This is a genomic window from Vibrio mexicanus (genome assembly GCF_001012815.1).
GTDB classification, from domain to species: domain Bacteria; phylum Pseudomonadota; class Gammaproteobacteria; order Enterobacterales; family Vibrionaceae; genus Vibrio; species Vibrio mexicanus.
The window spans coordinates 1-17,515 of sequence record NZ_JYJP01000055.1 but is presented as its reverse complement, the minus strand read 5'-3'; the positions used below and the strand labels follow the sequence as shown (position 1 = coordinate 17,515).

Sequence of the window (17,515 nt, the reverse complement as noted above, 5' to 3'; positions counted from 1 at the left end):
TACTGAGTAACCATCTTAGTAAAGTAAATGAATCATTGGGGACTCGGCCCAAATCGAGTCCCCACAAATGTGAGGCTACTTTGAGCACAAAAATTGTAACCCTAGAAATAGATTTAGAACCATCCGACAACCGCCGTCTTGCCAGTCTATGTGGCCCTTTCGACGACAATATCAAGCATTTAGAGCGCCGTTTAGGTGTCGAAATCAGTTACCGAGGTAACTTCTTTACCATCGTTGGTAAACCGCACACTTCTGCTGCTGCACTCGAAATCCTAAAAACGCTTTACGTAAACACTGCGCCTATTCGCGGCAATATCCCTGACATTGAACCAGAGATGATCCACCTAGCGATTAAAGAAACCGGTGTCCTTGAGCAAAATCTCGAATCCAGTATTGAGCATGGTAAAGAGGTCTTCATCAAAACCAAAAAAGGTGTCATCAAACCACGTACACCTAATCAAGGTCAGTACCTGATGAATATGGTGACTCATGACATCAGCTTTGGTATTGGCCCTGCTGGTACTGGTAAAACGTACTTAGCCGTAGCTGCAGCCGTTGACGCACTCGAACGCCAAGAGATTCGCCGAATTCTATTAACTCGCCCTGCGGTAGAAGCAGGTGAAAAACTCGGTTTCTTGCCAGGTGATTTGAGTCAAAAAGTCGACCCATACTTACGACCTCTATACGACGCCTTATTTGAGATGCTGGGCTTTGAGCGCGTGGAGAAACTGATTGAGCGTAACGTTATTGAAGTGGCACCACTTGCTTATATGCGCGGCCGTACACTCAATGATGCCTTTATCATTCTCGACGAAAGTCAGAACACGACCGTCGAGCAGATGAAGATGTTCTTAACCCGTATTGGCTTTAACTCACGCGCGGTCATCACTGGTGATATCACCCAGATTGACTTGCCTCGTGGGGCAAAATCAGGTCTTCGCCATGCCATTGAAGTATTGAGCGAAGTCGATGAAATCAGCTTTAACTTCTTCCAGTCTGACGACGTTGTGCGTCACCCTGTCGTGGCTCGCATCGTAAATGCCTACGAGAAATGGGAAGCGCAAGACCAAAAAGAACGCAAAGCAATTGAGAAACGTCGCCGCGAAGAGAGAGAAGCAAAACTCGCAGCCGAAAGCAGCGACAAGGAATAATCCTCCATGGCAATTGAACTCGATCTACAACTTGCAGTCGAAGACAACAATGGGTTACCTATTGAGTCCGATATGCAGCGCTGGCTAGATGTCACTATCAGTAAGTTCCAGCCTCAAGCTGAGCTTACTGTACGCATCGTCGATACCGAAGAAAGCCACCAGCTAAATCATGAGTATCGAGGTAAAGACAAGCCAACTAATGTGCTGTCTTTCCCTTTCGAAGCTCCACCAGGAATGGAGATTGATCTTCTTGGCGACCTCATCATCTGTCGCCAAGTGGTTGAACAAGAAGCACAAGATCAATCTAAACCCGTAATAGCGCACTGGGCGCATATGGTTGTACATGGTAGCCTGCATCTGCTAGGTTATGATCATATCGACGATGACGAAGCTGAAGAGATGGAGTCACTCGAAACCGAAATCATGCAAGAGTTAGGGTTTGAAGACCCCTACATTGCTGAGAAATAGGGCCATAGTGAGCTAAGTAAATGCTCACTTCCCTAATGTGTGCTATCACACATTTGATAGCGTTACTTAATAGAGAAGCAATGAACGAAGATAATTCGCCCTCTTCACCGGAAGGTAAGAAGGAAAAGTCAGAAGGTCCGAGTAGAAAGTCCTTCTTTGAACGCCTAGGTCAACTGTTCCAAGGGGAACCTAAAGACAGACAAGAACTTGTGGATGTCATCCGTGACTCCGAAGTTAACGACCTAATTGACCACGACACTCGAGATATGCTCGAGGGTGTTATGGAAATTTCAGAGCAGCGCGTAAGAGACATCATGCTACCGCGCTCGCAAATGGTTACGGTAGAGCGCACCGATGATTTAGATACTCTCGTTGCACTATTGACCGATGCTCAACACTCTCGCTACCCAGTGATCAGTGAAGACAAAGACCATGTTGAAGGCATTCTATTAGCGAAGGACCTACTTAGATACTTAGGCTCAGACAGTGCGCCTTTCGATATTGAAGAAGTTATCCGTCCAGCAGTTGTGGTTCCAGAAAGTAAGCGTGTTGATCGCTTGTTGAAAGAGTTCCGCGAAGAGCGCTACCACATGGCCATTGTAGTTGATGAATTTGGCGGTGTTTCGGGCTTGGTCACTATCGAAGATATCTTAGAAGAGATTGTGGGTGAGATTGAAGATGAGTTTGACGATGAAGAAGAACTCGATATTCGCAAACTCAGCAAACACACCTTTGCAGTCAAAGCATTGACCACCATCGAAGAGTTCAATAACACCTTCGGTTGTGAGTTTAGTGATGAAGAGGTGGATACTGTCGGCGGATTGGTAATGACAGCTTTCGGTCACTTACCTTCACGCGGGGAAGTAGTGGAAATTTCCGGTTATAGCTTTAAGGTTACGGCGGCTGATAACCGTCGCGTGGTTCAACTTCAGGTCACCATCCCTGATGAACAACCACAACCAGAAACCACTGAAGAGTAACGCTTCGCCTTTAAGGCGCTTACATTACGATAAAGCACGACGATAAAGATGAATAAATTATTTACTCATCGCCTAATGCGGCCGCTTGCGGCCGTTTTTGTTGGCGCATCCACAACATTAGCATTTGCACCCTATCAAATCTGGCCTATTGCCATTTTTAGCCCTCTGTTGCTACTACTGCTATTAAGCAATCAAACTCCCAAACAAGCCGCCGTCATTGGTTATTTTTGGGGATTAGGTCAGTTTGCAACAGGCATCAGTTGGGTATACGTCAGCATTGCTGGCTTTGGTGGTATGCCACTCGCTGCCAATGTATTTCTAATGGCACTACTCATTGCATATCTTGCAATTTATCCTGCGTTATTTGCATTTACTCTCAACAAGTTTACCCCAAGCAATACGCTGTCTAGATTTTTATTCGCTGGCCCTGCTCTTTGGCTGATCAGCGACTGGCTCCGCGGCTGGGTGATGACGGGTTTCCCATGGCTATGGTTGGGCTATAGCCAAATTGAATCACCACTTGGTTCATTCGCTCCAATCGGAGGCGTTGAGTTAATTACCCTCACTCTGCTACTTTGCTCAGGTGCCGCGGCCTACGCAATCTTAAACAAACGCTACCAGCTGTTCCTGATTCCAACAGTCCTTATCAGTTTTGGTTTTGGTGTCCGCAATATAGATTGGGTAACGCCAAATTCAGACAGCACAACCAAAGTCGCTCTCATTCAAGGCAACATAGATCAGGCTAAAAAATGGCTGCCGAGCGAACGCTGGCCAACCATTATGAAATACACCGAGCTCAGCCGTGAAAACTGGGATGCGGATGTTGTGGTATGGCCTGAAGCCGCAATTCCCGCTTTCGAGTTCGAAATTTCCTCCTTCTTGCGCAACCTCGATGCTAGCGCCAAAGAGAACGAAAGTGCCATCATCACTGGTGTCGTCAATCAGGGAGAAGACCGTCAGTTTTATAATAGTGTTCTGGCATTGGGGGTAACACCTTATGGTGAATATGAGTACGACCCAAGTGAGCGCTACCATAAACACCATTTATTACCTTTCGGAGAGTTTGTCCCATTTGAAGACATTCTTAGACCTTTAGCTCCGTTCTTTAATCTGCCGATGTCTTCATTCAGTCGCGGTGACTATGTTCAACCAAACATCATTGCAAACGGTCGCCATATGGCACCAGCATTATGTTACGAAATCATTTTCAATGAGCAAGTTAGGCAAAACATCACCGACGACACAGACTTCATTCTGACTCTATCTAACGACGCTTGGTTTGGGCGCTCTATCGGGCCTCTGCAACATATGGAAATCGCTCAAATGCGTGCGCTCGAACTGGGTAAGCCGGTGATTCGTTCGACAAACAACGGTGTAACTGCAGTCACAGATCATAAGGGTAAGATTATAGAGAGCGTTCCTCAGTTTGAGACGGCCGTTCTTACTGCAGAGCTCGTTTCTACGACAGGAAGTACGCCTTATCGTTCTTTCGGCTCATGGCCGCTTTATGTATGGGTCTTGCTAAGCTTATTGCTTTGTTGGCGCCTAAAGCGTAACTGATCGAAAAGCGCACCTGTTGAGGTGCGCTTTTTTATTCTAAATGTCGCATATCTCTTTATGGCTTCAGTGGCTTACGACTAAAGCCTTTGCTACCACAATGCGTACACGGAATTATCGTGGTTGGATGGTTGTACTCGGTTTGATGCCCACACTCATCACACACCAAAATCCCCAAGCCAATCACCTCTCCGGCTTGATATAAGCTTGGTGCTCTAAATCTTCGAACAACTCTACCCATTCCACTTTGGTTCTATCTGTAATGTCCAATAAACCTTGCCAGATAGAATCGGCAATCATCAGATAAAATGGGCTACTTTTACCCTCTTCATAGCTCTCAGAAAACTCTCTGAGATCGGACTTAACATAGGCCGAAATGAGCGACAACTCATCTTTTGTCATGTCATTAGCAGCATCGACTACCCGCCCCGAGGTTTCGAGTACATTATTCACTTCATCAGGGCTGTTTTTTAGTGTTTCCACCACATCTTCAAACAACTCTTCATAGCGAGCTTTACGTTTTGGCATAAGCACTTCCCTCCGAGACAGATTGGCTATTGTTGTAGACTCCACCTTTAGGTATTCTATGACGATCATTTAAAGTCTGTTCTAACCGAACTCACAAATTCCAAGATAACCGGATATCATCGATGCAAGAGCAATACAACCCGCAAGAGATTGAACAAAAAGTTCAAAAGCACTGGGATGACAACAAGACCTTTGTTGTAAGTGAAGACCCAAACAAAGAAAAATTCTACTGTCTATCTATGTTCCCTTACCCAAGTGGTCGACTGCACATGGGTCACGTGCGTAACTACACAATCGGTGATGTTGTTTCTCGTTTCCAACGCCTACAAGGCAAAAACGTAATGCAACCAATCGGTTGGGACGCATTCGGTCTTCCAGCAGAAAACGCAGCAGTTAAAAACAATACAGCTCCTGCACCATGGACTTACGAAAACATTGAGTACATGAAGAACCAGCTTAAGATGCTTGGTCTTGGCTACGACTGGAGCCGTGAGTTCGCAACTTGTACACCTGAGTACTACCGTTGGGAACAAGAGTTCTTCACTAAGCTTTACGAGAAAGGCTTAGTTTACAAGAAGATGTCTACTGTTAACTGGGATCCCGTTGACCAAACCGTTCTGGCTAACGAGCAAGTCGTTGATGGCCGCGGTTGGCGTTCAGGCGCAATCGTTGAGCAGAAAGAGATCCCTCAATGGTTCATCAAAATTACTGAGTACGCTCAAGAACTGATCGACGATCTAGACAACCTTGAAGGTTGGCCTGAAATGGTGAAAACCATGCAGCGTAACTGGATCGGTCGCTCTGAAGGTGTTGAGCTTCGTTTCCAAATAAAAAATAGCGAAGTGAAAGGTCAAGCCGACTTAGAAGTTTACACTACCCGTCCGGACACGCTAATGGGTGTGACTTACGTTGGTATCGCAGCAGGCCACCCGCTAGCCGCAGAAGCAGCTAAGACAAACCCTGAGCTAGCGGCCTTCGTTGAAGAGTGTAAAAACAACAAAGTAGCAGAAGCTGAAATGGCGACAATGGAGAAGAAAGGTATGGCGACTGGCCTTACTGCTATTCACCCATTAAACGGCCGTGAGGTTCCTGTTTACGTCGCTAACTTCGTACTGATGGACTACGGTACAGGCGCTGTAATGGCAGTACCTGCACACGACCAACGTGACTATGAATTCGCGACTAAATACGGTCTAGACATCGTCCCTGTGATTAAGCCAGCTGACGGCTCTGAGCTAAACATCTCTGAAGAAGCGTACACTGAGAAAGGCGTACTGTTCGATTCAGGTGAGTTCGACGGTCTTGAATTCCAAGCAGCATTCGATGCAATCGCAGCGAAACTTGAAGCGGAAAACAAAGGCACTAAGACCGTTAACTTCCGTCTACGTGACTGGGGTGTATCTCGTCAACGATACTGGGGCGCGCCAATCCCAATGGTAACCACTGAAGATGGTGAAGTGCATCCAGTGCCAGCTGACCAGCTACCTGTTGTACTTCCAGAAGACGTGGTAATGGATGGTGTAACTAGCCCAATCAAATCTGATAAAGAGTGGGCGAAAACGACGTTCAACGGTGAGCCAGCACTACGTGAAACTGACACCTTCGATACCTTTATGGAATCGTCTTGGTACTACGCGCGTTACTGTTCTCCACAAGCAGACGACATTCTAGATCCAGAAAAAGCGAACTACTGGCTACCAGTAGACCAGTACATTGGTGGTATCGAGCACGCTTGTATGCACCTACTTTACTCTCGCTTCTTCCACAAATTGCTACGTGATGCCGGTTACGTAACCTCTGATGAGCCGTTCAAGCGCCTACTATGTCAAGGTATGGTACTGGCTGATGCATTCTCTTACGAGAACGAGAAAGGCGGTACTGAGTGGGTTGCGCCCACTGACGTGACTGTTGATCGTGACGGTAAAGGCCGTATCATTTCAGCGAAAGACAGCACAGGTCGTGATGTTGAGCACTCAGGCATGATCAAGATGTCTAAGTCGAAGAACAACGGTATCGACCCTCAAGAGATGGTAGACAAATACGGTGCTGACACCGTGCGTCTATTCATGATGTTTGCATCACCTGCAGACATGACACTTGAGTGGCAAGAGTCTGGCGTTGAAGGTGCTAACCGCTTCCTAAAACGTGTTTGGAAACTCGTCAACGAGCACGCATCGAAAGGCGCTGCAGAAGCTGTTGATACTTCAGCTCTGTCCGGTGACCAAAAAGCGCTTCGCCGTGATGTTCACAAGACAATCGCAAAAGTGACTGATGATATTGAGCGTCGCCAAACGTTCAACACAGCAATCGCAGCTATCATGGAGCTGATGAACAAGCTGGCTAAAGCACCTCAAGAATCTGCTCAAGATCGCGCAATTCTAGATGAAGCGCTAAAAGCGGTGGTTGTTATGCTTTATCCAATCACTCCGCACATTTCTATCGAAATGGGCGCAGCTCTAGGTGTTGCTGATGCAGACAATGCACAGTGGCCTCAACATGATGAAAAAGCGTTGGTAGAAGACGAAAAACTTATCGTTGTTCAAGTAAACGGTAAACTTCGTGCGAAACTGACTGTTGCTGCGGACGCGTCGAAAGAGCAAGTTGAAGAGCTAGGCTTAAACGATGAAAACGTTACTAAATTCACAGAAGGTAAAACCGTACGTAAAGTAATTTACGTTCCTGGGAAACTTCTCAACATTGTTGCTAACTAAAAGTTACGAACTATAAATTGCTAACTGAAACTTAGCGTTTTTGAGCAACAATAAAATTTAACAGGGTGGTCCACCACCCTGTTTATTTATTTTATCGCTTTCACTATAAGCTATTGAGAGCAATAAAATAAATATTACTAACAACAAGAGTCACCCTCCATGCACCTGACTTCGCCTTCAATCAAAGTCCTGTTTATTGTTCTACTTTCTAGCCTTCTCAGCGCTTGTGGTTTCCATTTACGTGGTGATTATGATGTTCCAGACGAACTCGCCACCATGTCATTCTCTAGTTACGACCAATACAGTACTTTCACACGAATGGTGGGTGCCCAGCTTCGCATGAGTAAAATTGAAGTCGTCCCACCAGCGGAAGACGTTCCAAACTTGCATCTACTTGGCGAAGGTGTTGGTGAGCGTACTCTCTCCCTCTATCAGAATACTCGTGCAGCGGAAATTGAGCTTACCTTCCGCGCAAGCTACCGCGTCACGGTTCCAGAGTTAGGCTCACGTACTTTTTCAACCAGCGTGACTCGAAGCTACCTCGATAACCCATTAACTGCATTGGCAAAATCTGTTGAGCGCGACATGATCGAAGATGAAATGCGCAAATTGGCTGCAACGCAAATTTTGCGTCAAATGGGTCGCCTAAAAGCAGATATCGAAGCCAATGAGCTACTTCTGCAAGAGCTAGATAACACCATCCCTGCTGGGCAAGAAGAGCAATACGATATTAAAACCATTGAGGGTGTAATGCCCGAGGCGGCTAACCCTCAAGCGGCTGCCATCGAAGCACAGCAAGAAGCGCAAACCACATCAGAGTTAACATCAGAGCAGTAAATAAATGAGAGTATTTGCTGATCGCCTACAAGAGCATTTAACTAAGACTTTACTCAATGCTTATTTTGTCATTGGCAATGAGCCTTTGTTGGTACAAGAGTCTAGATCTGCACTGCAACAAAAAGCTCAAACTCTTGGTTTCGATGAAAAGCACCGTTTTAGTGTTGACGCAAGCTTAGATTGGAATCAGGTTTTAGACTGTTTTCAAGCACTGAGTCTATTTTCAACCAAGCAAATTGTTGAACTTGAACTGCCAGAGTCTGGCGTTAACGCAACGATTGCTAAAGAGCTTCTCACGCTCTCTGAGTATCTGCATAACGACATACTACTGGTTATCATCGGCTCCAAGCTCACCAAAGCGCAAGAGAACAGCAAATGGTTTAAATCGCTATCTAAAAATGGCGCACTGATTAGCTGTATTTCACCTGATCAAAACCGACTGCCACAATTTGTTCAATCTCGATGCAGGAACATGGGATTGTCGCCCGATCAAGAAGCCGTTCAGATGTTGGCTCAATGGCATGAAGGCAATCTGTTTGCTTTGACACAGAGCCTAGAGAAACTCCGACTCCTCTATCCAGACGGTCAGCTCAATCTCGTTCGCTTGGAGGAGTCTTTAAGTAGGCACAACCACTTTACAGCCTTCCATTGGATTGACGCACTACTTGCAGGAAAGGCCAATCGCAGCCAAAGAATTTTAAGGCAGTTAAACGCAGAAGGCACTGAGGCGATCATATTGATTCGAACGCTTCAGAAGGAAATCTGGCAATTAACTAAGATGAAGCATTTATCCCAAACACAACCTATGGGTAAAGTGTTCGAACAATACCGAATTTGGCAATCTAAGCGCCCGTTGTATTCAGCAGCTCTTAACCGCCTAGAGCCCAAGAAGCTTCAGCGCTGTATTACTCTTCTGGCAAAAGCCGAGATGATCAGCAAAACTCAATATGAGGTCTCTCCTTGGCCAATATTGCAGCAGTTAAGCTTAGAGCTATGTCAGCCTCAGGTAAACTTCGCAGTCGCCCAGTAAAAGCGTGATATACTGCGCCCGAATGTAGGCTTACCAATGTCTAGCCAGCCGTGTCTATTCATCAATGCCTATCTATCAATGCCTAATTGATTAATAAACAAAGAGGAAACCACTTTGCAACGTGAACAACTGAAAGACTTTCTAGCCGATAAAGCTGACGACATGAAAGCGCAAGATATCGTTACTTTAGATGTGCAAGGCAAGTCTAGCGTGACAGACTACATGATCATTTGTACGGGTACATCCAAACGCCATGTAGCTTCCATCGCAGACCATGTTGCTTCAGAAGTGAAAAAAGCCGGCCTTGAACCACTTGGCTTAGACGGTGAAGCAGAAGGCGAATGGGTAGTCCTTGATATGGGAACCAGCATGGTTCACGTCATGCAAGAAGCGCATCGCGAGCTATACCAACTAGAGAAGCTTTGGGCTAAGTGTGAAGATTCAACTCATCGCCGTTGGCACCAAAATGCCAAAATGGGTCGAAGAAGGCTTTAAAGAATACAAACGCCGCTTTCCACATGATATGCCGCTTGAGCTCGTCGAAATTCCAGCAGGCAAACGTGGTAAGAATGCCGACATTGCGCGCATCCTTCAAAAAGAAGGCGAAGCTATGCTTGCAGCCGTGCCGAAAGGCAATCGTATCGTCACTCTTGATATCCCTGGCAAGCGCTGGGATACCGAGCAGCTAGCTGGGCAACTTGAAGCTTGGAAGCTCGACGCTCGTGATGTCTCCATCCTCATCGGTGGGCCAGAAGGATTGGCACCTGCATGTAAAGCAGCAGCAGACCAAAGTTGGTCTCTATCTCCGCTAACTCTTCCTCACCCTATGGTTCGCGTGATTATGGCAGAAAGCTTTATCGCGCTTGGAGCATTACCGCTAATCACCCATACCATCGGGAATAATCATAGATGTTGCGTAAGCGTAGCCAAATACGTGATTACCATGAAGAGGCTCGGTTGTTTCGCAATCGAGCCCTTGTCGCGTTTGTCGGTATCATCATTTTAGTGGGTGCGTTGCTGAGTAACCTCTACCACATTCAAGTCAATCAATATCAAGACTACAAAACTCGCTCTAACGATAACCGAATCAAAGTCGTTCCAATCGCCCCCAATCGAGGCTTAATCTACGACCGAAACGGTGTGTTGCTTGCTGAGAACCGCCCTGTATTTAACCTTGAGCTAATACCTGAAAAAATCAGGGATATGGATGACACCATTTCAAGACTGCAAGCGTTCCTTGAAATCACGCCAGAACAGGTAGAGCGATTCCATAGAGAACGTCGTCATACTCGCCGCTTTAAGTCAGTTCCAATACTCACGCAGCTCAATGAAGAGCAAGTCGCCTCGTTTGCAGTTAATCAACATAACTTCCCTGGGGTTTCCGTCAGCGCTAACCTAAAACGTTACTATCCGTATGGTGAAGTGCTTACACACGTCATTGGTTACGTATCTCGCATCAATGATCGCGATATTGAACGCCTTACACGCGAAGAAAAAGTCGCCAATTACCAAGCAACCCGCGATATAGGGAAACTTGGTATAGAAAGATTCTATGAAGATTTGCTCCACGGCACCGCGGGCTATCAAGAAGTCGAAGTTAACAGTCGTGGCCGCGTTATCCGCACACTTAAATACGTTCCACCGATTCCAGGTAGAGACATTGTACTCAATTTAGATATCGACCTTCAGTTGGACGTCCATAAACTAATGGATAGCCGCAGGGGTAGCGCAGTCATTCTTGACCCTGAGGACAACGGCGTCTTAGCAATGGTATCGAGTCCAAGCTATGACCCTAATGCCTTTGTACATGGTATTTCAGGCAAAGCTTATCGCGCACTGCTAGAAGATAAGAACCGCCCGCTGGTGAACCGTGCAACTTTAGGTATTTACCCACCGGCTTCAACGGTGAAACCCTTTATTGCGGTTGCCGCTCTACAAGAAGGCGTGATAACCCCGAAGACAACTCGAAATGACCCTGGCTATTGGCGCATCCCTAATTCAAATACTCGTCCATTCCGTGACTGGTTGGCTTGGGGGCATGGCCGGGTGGACATCATTAAATCGATAGAAGAGTCGGTCGACACCTTCTTCTACCAAATCGCCTACGACATGGGCATCGATCGTATATCACAATGGATGATGATGTTTGGTTTTGGCGATTACACTGGCTTGGATATCTTTGAGGAAAGTAAAGCCAATATGCCAACTCGAGAATGGAAAATGGCTCGCCATAAAACACCTTGGTATCAAGGGGACACCATTCCTGTTGGTATTGGCCAAGGCTATTGGACAGCCACACCAATGCAGATTGCCAAAGCCACATCTGTTGTTGTGAATCGTGGTACACGCATTGCGCCACACTTGCTTCGAGCAACGATCGTCAACGGCGAAAAGTTTGAAAAGCATGAGCTTGAAGACATCGATACCTACACTCATCCACCTATCGAGGGTGTTGAAGAACGCTACTGGGATATGGCTATCGAAGGCATGCGCTTAGTTAACCATGGCCAAAAAGGTACAGCGCGACGAGCGTTTAGAAACTTAGGCTACGAGAGCGCGGGTAAGTCAGGTACTGCCCAAGTTTTCGGGCTGGCTGAAGATGAAGAGTATAAGGCTGAGGAACTTGCTGAACACTTACGTGACCATGCTCTATTTACCGGATTTGCACCACTAGATGATCCAGAAGTTATCGTCACTATCGTATTAGAAAACGCCGGTGGTGGTTCAAGTCACGGTGCACCAGTCGTTCGTCAACTGTTTGACCGAGCGATTCTAGGAAACCCAGAAGAGGCTGAGCAATAATGGAATTTGATCCTTCGACAGGCAGAAACCGTTCGATGTTTGAACGCTTTCATATCGATCTCCCTTTATTACTCGGTTTATTGGTACTAATGGGGTTCGGCCTTGTTGTGATGTACAGCGCCAGTGGTCAAGACATGGCCATGATGGAACGTCAAGCGATGCGCATGGTGTTGGCTGTGGGTGTTATGGTTTTTCTGGCCCAAATACCGCCGAGAACCTACGACTCCTTAGCGCCATTAATGTACTTTGCTGGCATAGTTCTTCTATTCGGAGTGCTTTTCTTTGGTGAAGCATCAAAAGGCGCCCAGCGTTGGCTTAACCTTGGTTTCATTCGATTCCAGCCCTCCGAGTTATTGAAACTTGCCGTTCCTTTGATGGTCGCAAGATTCATTGGCCGTCGAGCATTACCGCCCTCTTTTCAAACCATCGTCATGGCGCTCGTCATGGTTATGGTGCCGACCATACTCATTGCAAAACAGCCTGATTTAGGAACGTCAATCCTAATCGCAGCGTCAGGTATCTTCGTCATTTTCTTAGCCGGAATTAGCTGGAAAATCATATTTGCCGCGGCATTAGCCGCCGGTGCTTTCATTCCTGTGCTGTGGTTCTTCTTGATGCGCGAATATCAAAAGGTGCGGGTTCGAACGCTATTCAATCCAGAGTCTGATCCGCTGGGTGCAGGCTATCACATTATTCAGAGTAAGATTGCGATTGGTTCTGGCGGTATCAGCGGTAAAGGCTGGCTGCAAGGCACCCAGTCTCAATTAGAATTCCTACCAGAACGTCACACCGACTTCATCTTTGCAGTCATCGCTGAAGAGTGGGGAATGCTAGGTATTCTGCTGCTGCTTGCTCTGTACATCTTTATCATTGGCCGTGGTCTACTGTTGGCGAGTAACGCTCAAACTGCGTTTGGCCGCATGATGGCGGGCAGCGTGGTCTTAAGCTTCTTTGTTTATGTCTTTGTAAATATCGGTATGGTGAGCGGTATTTTACCCGTTGTTGGCGTTCCTCTGCCATTGATCAGTTACGGTGGTACCTCCATGGTCACCTTAATGGCCGGTTTTGGTATTTTGATGTCTATCCACACACACAGAAAAGCATTCTCTAAGGCAACATAAACATGACGCGCCACTTTCTCCTACTTATTGCATCACTACTCGTTCTTGCTGGCTGTTCATCAAGCGACAGCCGCTACTCGCTTAGCGATGATACCGCGCCAAGCGAGCCAATTTCCGTCGAGCACATTGAAGATGCTATCCCACAATATGAGCCCTACAGCTTAGGGGGTAACAGCAACTACACACTTCGCGGTGAGCACTACACGATTATTCGTGATGCCAAAGGTTTCACCCAATCAGGCAAAGCTTCGTGGTATGGAAAAAAATTCCACGGGCACTTAACGTCAAATGGTGAAATCTACGATATGTACTCGATGACGGCAGCACATAAAACTCTGCCGATTCCAAGTTATGTCAAAGTGACCAACAAAGATAACGGTAAAACGACCGTTGTTCGTGTCAATGACCGCGGCCCGTTTCATGAAGGGCGCATTATCGACTTAAGCTACGCGGCAGCCTATAAACTCGATGTGGTCAAAACAGGCACGGCAAATGTTGAAATTGAAGTGATTACCGTCGAAAGACCGACAGGTGAGAACAAAAAAAACAGTTTTCCAAGCTATGTGATTCAGGTTGCTAGCTCGCAACATGAAGATCGGGTGCGAACTTTAGCCGAAGATCTGAGTCAGAACCTTTCAGTCGAGAGCTTTATCAATAGTAGCGAATCCATTCATCAGGTAATGCTTGGGCCGTTTACTGACTATAAGCTGACGCAAGACACCCTCGACAAAGTTAAGCTGCTGGGACATTCAACAGCATTTATAAGAAAACAAACAGTTACACATTAGGACTTCCCCAGATTCTCGGTTTATGCTGGCCTGTACTAGAACACGAGTTCTGTTAAGATATGGACTGTTAACACATAATTTGTATTCATCATGAAAAAAACAACGCTATTCAAATCTTTCATGGCTTCTACCGTTGCCCTTACTGCAACACTGGCCAATGCTTCACCTATTGTCGTCCCTGACGCACCACAAATAGCCGCTAAAGGTTATGTTCTTCTCGACTTCCACTCCGGAAAAGTGCTTGCCGAAAAAGAGATGAACACTAAATTATCGCCTGCAAGCTTAACTAAGATGATGACAAGTTATGTCGTGGGTCAAGAAATTGAGCGTGGCAATATTTCCCTTGACGATGATGTAACAATCAGTAAAAACGCTTGGGCTAAGAATTTCCCAGATTCGTCGAAAATGTTTATCGAAGTGGGCACGACAGTGAAAGTTGCCGACTTAAACAAAGGCATCATCATCCAATCTGGTAACGATGCTTGTGTCGCCATGGCTGAACATATTGCAGGTTCTGAAGATGCGTTTGTCGATCTAATGAACGCATGGGCGAGTTCAATTGGTATGACCAACACACACTTTGCCAACGTGCATGGTTTAGACGACGACCAGCTTTACTCTACGCCATATGACATGGCGCTACTGGGCGCGGCGCTGATTCGCGATGTACCAGAAGAGTACCGTATCTATTCAGAGAAGAAATACACTTATAACGGCATCACCCAGTACAACCGTAACGGTCTACTGTGGGATAAGAGCATGAATGTTGATGGCATAAAAACTGGCCACACGAGTAATGCAGGCTACAGCCTGGTTAGCTCAGCGACTGAAGGTAAAATGCGCTTAGTTGCGGTTGTCATGGGAGCTAAAGATGCGAACTCACGTAAATCTGAAAGCAAAAAGCTACTTAGCTACGGCTTCCGCTTCTTTGAAACCGTTGCACCACATAAAGCGGGCGAAACCTTCGTTGAAGAAACGGTTTGGATGGGTAACAAAGACAAAGTCACGCTTGGTCTTGATCAAGATACCTACGTCACCCTACCGCGCGGTCAAGCACAGAAGCTAAGCGCAAGTTTTGTTCTTGAGAAAGAACTTGAAGCGCCAATTATGAAAGGTGATGTTGTTGGTAAGCTATACTATCAACTGGAAGGCGAAGACATTGCACAGTACCCTCTTCTAGCGCTTGAAGATGTTGAGCAAGGCGGCCTATTTAGTCGTCTATGGGATTACATCGTACTGCTTTTTAAAGGTTTGTTTTAAACAAGAACTTTGAGAAGACAAAAGCCGCCTAGTGCGGCTTTTTTGATCGCTTGAGATCCATCACAATAGTCAGTAATATTCGCCTCCGTAAAAGAAATTCAAACTTGGAGTATCCAATATGTTGACCATCAACTCAGATGCAAAACTCAAAGACTTACTTGAGTTCCCTTGCTCGTTTACCTACAAAGTAATGGGTCACGCAAAGCCTGAACTGCCAGAACTGGTTTTGGAAGTGATTCAGCGCCATGCTCCAGGAGATTACAGCCCAACGGTTAAACCGAGTGCGAAAGGCAACTACCACTCGGTATCAATCAACATCACTGCGACTTCTATTGAGCAAGTAGAGACTCTATACAAAGAGTTAGGTGAAATTGATATCGTTCGTATGGTTCTGTAACGCATACATTCTATATTTTTTGATAGCTTAAAAAATATTTTAAAAAGCGGCTCATGCCGCTTTTTTTTATTTATCAATAAGATAAAGTACGCCCCTCAACTTATAGGTTAAAAAGCTGTTATCCATGTGTAGTGCCAAGACACAATAGTGTTTATAATCGGCTTTTGTAATTGAAAATGTTTATTAACCCACTGCGGAAGTAAGGATGCAAAATCAACTTGTCGTTAAACGACTTGGTCGACAAGACTATCACCCTGTCTGGCAAGCCATGCATGACTTCACAGACAATCGCACCGAAGAGAGCCCGGATGAGGTCTGGTTGGTTGAACACAACCCTGTGTTCACTCAAGGCCAAGCAGGTAAAGCAGAGCACTTGATCGACACTGGCGACATTCCAGTGGTTCAAAGCGACCGCGGTGGGCAAGTCACCTATCATGGCCCCGGCCAGTTGGTGGTTTACTTTCTGATTAACTTAAGGCGTAAAAAATTAGGTGTTCGAGATCTCGTCACTCATATAGAGAACCTCGTCATTAACACTTTAAAGGCCTACAATATCGAGTCGGCGGCGAAACCCGACGCCCCTGGCGTTTATGTCGATAATAAGAAGATCTGCTCGCTTGGTTTGAGGATCCGAAAAGGTTGTTCATTCCATGGCCTCGCGCTCAACGTAAACATGGATCTGTCGCCATTCTTGCGGATTAACCCTTGTGGTTACCAAGGCATGGAGATGATTCAGGTTAGCGAAGTGGGTGGCCCTAGCGAAATTGAAGCAGTGGAACAACAATTAGTAGAAGAGCTAATGGAGCTACTCAACTATGAGCAAGTGACGTTTAGCACAGAAGCAATGACTAAGAAGCAAGAAGAAGCATGAGCAAACCTATCCAAATGGAAAAAGGCGTTAAGTACCGCGACGCCGATAAAATGGCATTGATTCCAGTTAAAAACATGCCAACGGAGCAGAAAGAAGTTCTTCGCAAACCGGAATGGATGAAGATAAAGCTACCTGCTGACAGTAAGCGTATTCAAGACATCAAATCTGCAATGCGTAAGAACGACCTTCACTCAGTCTGTGAAGAAGCTTCTTGTCCAAACTTAGCCGAGTGTTTTAACCACGGTACAGCGACCTTCATGATTTTAGGTGCTATCTGTACTCGTCGCTGCCCATTCTGTGATGTTGCCCATGGTCGTCCCCTTGCTCCTGAAGTTGGTGAGCCAAAGAAACTGGCTAAAACCATTTCTGATATGAAGCTGAAGTATGTGGTTATTACCTCTGTAGACCGCGATGACTTACGTGACGGTGGCGCCCAGCATTTCGCGGACTGTAACCGCGAAATCCGTGAGCTGAACCCGAACATCAAGATTGAAACTCTGGTTCCTGACTTCCGTGGTCGGATGGATGTCGCTCTGGACTTACTAAAAGACAATCCACCAGATGTGTTCAACCACAACTTAGAAACGGCACCACGCTTATATCGTAAAGCTCGCCCAGGTGCGAACTACAAGTGGTCACTACAACTTCTGCAAAAATTCAAAGAGCAGCACCCAGACGTTCCAACTAAATCTGGTCTTATGATGGGTTTAGGCGAAACAAAAGAAGAGATCATCGAAGTACTAAAAGATCTTCGTGCTCACGGCGTAACGATGTTGACTCTAGGCCAATACCTAGCACCGAGCCGCCATCACCTTCCCGTTGAGCGCTATGTGCCACCAGCGGAGTTTGATGAGTTAAAAGACATCGCTCTTGAGCTAGGCTTTACTCATGCAGCGTGTGGTCCGTTTGTTCGCTCGTCTTACCATGCCGACATGCAGGCGCAAGGTAAAGAAGTGAAGTAACATTCACACTTTTCTGATGAAAAGGGTTAGCTAACAGCTAGCCCTTTTTTAT

At 46.2% G+C, this 17,515-nt stretch carries 14 protein-coding genes and 3 pseudogenes; 16 read left to right on the top strand and 1 reads right to left on the bottom strand.

The window, feature by feature from the left end; all coding sequences use genetic code 11:
* The first annotated feature begins 80 nt into the window (after positions 1–80).
* The 4 genes from UA76_RS08710 to lnt all read left to right on the top strand — a co-directional run bounded on the left by UA76_RS08710 (position 81) and on the right by lnt (position 4,159).
* On the top strand, positions 81–1,151 hold the full coding sequence (locus UA76_RS08710; RefSeq protein ID WP_047045011.1) for a PhoH family protein: 1,071 nt from the start codon (positions 81–83) through the stop codon (positions 1,149–1,151).
* 6 nt (positions 1,152–1,157) lie between these two features.
* Entirely contained in the window at positions 1,158–1,619 is a 462-nt protein-coding gene (gene ybeY / locus UA76_RS08705; protein ID WP_047045009.1) for an rRNA maturation RNase YbeY, read from the top strand.
* 80 nt (positions 1,620–1,699) lie between these two features.
* Positions 1,700–2,599 (top strand): CNNM family magnesium/cobalt transport protein CorC, encoded by a 900-nt coding sequence (corC, locus tag UA76_RS08700; RefSeq protein WP_047045006.1) that lies wholly within the window; start codon positions 1,700–1,702, stop codon positions 2,597–2,599.
* A gap of 48 nt (positions 2,600–2,647) precedes the next feature.
* Positions 2,648–4,159, top strand: coding sequence for an apolipoprotein N-acyltransferase (gene lnt, locus UA76_RS08695; protein WP_047045004.1), 1,512 nt, complete (start codon positions 2,648–2,650; stop codon positions 4,157–4,159).
* 55 nt (positions 4,160–4,214) lie between these two features.
* Here lnt and UA76_RS08690 read toward each other — a convergent pair.
* A pseudogene (locus UA76_RS08690) lies at positions 4,215–4,753 on the bottom strand (zinc ribbon-containing protein).
* 53 nt (positions 4,754–4,806) lie between these two features.
* Here UA76_RS08690 and leuS point away from each other — a divergent pair.
* From leuS to lipA, 12 genes and pseudogenes are all read left to right on the top strand, one after another.
* Complete coding sequence (gene leuS, locus UA76_RS08685; RefSeq protein WP_047045002.1) at positions 4,807–7,395, top strand: leucine--tRNA ligase; 2,589 nt, start codon at positions 4,807–4,809, stop codon at positions 7,393–7,395.
* A gap of 159 nt (positions 7,396–7,554) precedes the next feature.
* Complete coding sequence (locus UA76_RS08680; RefSeq protein WP_047045000.1) at positions 7,555–8,232, top strand: LPS-assembly lipoprotein LptE; 678 nt, start codon at positions 7,555–7,557, stop codon at positions 8,230–8,232.
* 4 nt (positions 8,233–8,236) lie between these two features.
* Positions 8,237–9,262 carry a DNA polymerase III subunit delta gene (gene holA / locus UA76_RS08675; RefSeq protein WP_047044999.1) on the top strand — a complete coding sequence of 342 codons (1,026 nt, stop codon included), beginning with the start codon at positions 8,237–8,239 and terminating at the stop codon, positions 9,260–9,262.
* Positions 9,263–9,376: 114 nt separating this feature from the next.
* Positions 9,377–9,691 (top strand): annotated as a pseudogene (rsfS, locus tag UA76_RS08670) (ribosome silencing factor); the annotation flags it as partial.
* A 4-nt stretch (positions 9,692–9,695) separates the two neighbouring features.
* A pseudogene (rlmH, locus tag UA76_RS08665) lies at positions 9,696–10,165 on the top strand (23S rRNA (pseudouridine(1915)-N(3))-methyltransferase RlmH).
* Positions 10,166–10,171: 6 nt separating this feature from the next.
* Positions 10,172–12,064 (top strand): penicillin-binding protein 2, encoded by a 1,893-nt coding sequence (gene mrdA, locus UA76_RS08660; protein WP_047044998.1) that lies wholly within the window; start codon positions 10,172–10,174, stop codon positions 12,062–12,064.
* On the top strand, positions 12,064–13,185 hold the full coding sequence (gene rodA, locus UA76_RS08655; protein WP_047044997.1) for a rod shape-determining protein RodA: 1,122 nt from the start codon (positions 12,064–12,066) through the stop codon (positions 13,183–13,185). The genes mrdA and rodA overlap by 1 nt, the downstream gene beginning before the upstream one ends.
* Positions 13,186–13,187: 2 nt before the next feature.
* Positions 13,188–13,973: a septal ring lytic transglycosylase RlpA family protein gene (locus UA76_RS08650; protein WP_047044996.1), complete on the top strand. Its 786-nt coding sequence runs from the start codon at positions 13,188–13,190 to the stop codon at positions 13,971–13,973.
* A gap of 90 nt (positions 13,974–14,063) precedes the next feature.
* Positions 14,064–15,233 (top strand): serine hydrolase, encoded by a 1,170-nt coding sequence (locus UA76_RS08645; protein WP_047044992.1) that lies wholly within the window; start codon positions 14,064–14,066, stop codon positions 15,231–15,233.
* A 118-nt stretch (positions 15,234–15,351) separates the two neighbouring features.
* The gene (gene ybeD, locus UA76_RS08640; RefSeq protein ID WP_005384135.1) at positions 15,352–15,630 is read left to right on the top strand and encodes a DUF493 family protein YbeD; all 279 of its coding nucleotides are present in this window, start codon (positions 15,352–15,354) and stop codon (positions 15,628–15,630) included.
* Between the two features lie 205 nt (positions 15,631–15,835).
* Positions 15,836–16,501: a lipoyl(octanoyl) transferase LipB gene (gene lipB / locus UA76_RS08635; RefSeq protein WP_047044979.1), complete on the top strand. Its 666-nt coding sequence runs from the start codon at positions 15,836–15,838 to the stop codon at positions 16,499–16,501.
* Positions 16,498–17,463, top strand: coding sequence for a lipoyl synthase (lipA, locus tag UA76_RS08630; RefSeq protein WP_047044976.1), 966 nt, complete (start codon positions 16,498–16,500; stop codon positions 17,461–17,463). The genes lipB and lipA overlap by 4 nt, the downstream gene beginning before the upstream one ends.
* Positions 17,464–17,515: the final 52 nt, after the last annotated feature.

What these genes read in the sequence shown, in the direction of transcription:
- lnt (WP_047045004.1), top strand. Translation starts at nt 2,648, where the DNA reads ATGAATAAATTATTTACTCATCGCCTAATGCGGCCGCTTGCGGCCGTT.
- holA (WP_047044999.1), top strand. Translation starts at nt 8,237, where the DNA reads ATGAGAGTATTTGCTGATCGCCTACAAGAGCATTTAACTAAGACTTTA.
- lipA (WP_047044976.1), top strand. Translation starts at nt 16,498, where the DNA reads ATGAGCAAACCTATCCAAATGGAAAAAGGCGTTAAGTACCGCGACGCC.
- rodA (WP_047044997.1), top strand. Translation starts at nt 12,064, where the DNA reads ATGGAATTTGATCCTTCGACAGGCAGAAACCGTTCGATGTTTGAACGC.
- mrdA (WP_047044998.1), top strand. Translation starts at nt 10,172, where the DNA reads ATGTTGCGTAAGCGTAGCCAAATACGTGATTACCATGAAGAGGCTCGG.
- UA76_RS08650 (WP_047044996.1), top strand. Translation starts at nt 13,188, where the DNA reads ATGACGCGCCACTTTCTCCTACTTATTGCATCACTACTCGTTCTTGCT.
- UA76_RS08645 (WP_047044992.1), top strand. Translation starts at nt 14,064, where the DNA reads ATGAAAAAAACAACGCTATTCAAATCTTTCATGGCTTCTACCGTTGCC.
- ybeY (WP_047045009.1), top strand. Translation starts at nt 1,158, where the DNA reads ATGGCAATTGAACTCGATCTACAACTTGCAGTCGAAGACAACAATGGG.
- ybeD (WP_005384135.1), top strand. Translation starts at nt 15,352, where the DNA reads ATGTTGACCATCAACTCAGATGCAAAACTCAAAGACTTACTTGAGTTC.
- lipB (WP_047044979.1), top strand. Translation starts at nt 15,836, where the DNA reads ATGCAAAATCAACTTGTCGTTAAACGACTTGGTCGACAAGACTATCAC.
- leuS (WP_047045002.1), top strand. Translation starts at nt 4,807, where the DNA reads ATGCAAGAGCAATACAACCCGCAAGAGATTGAACAAAAAGTTCAAAAG.
- UA76_RS08680 (WP_047045000.1), top strand. Translation starts at nt 7,555, where the DNA reads ATGCACCTGACTTCGCCTTCAATCAAAGTCCTGTTTATTGTTCTACTT.
- corC (WP_047045006.1), top strand. Translation starts at nt 1,700, where the DNA reads ATGAACGAAGATAATTCGCCCTCTTCACCGGAAGGTAAGAAGGAAAAG.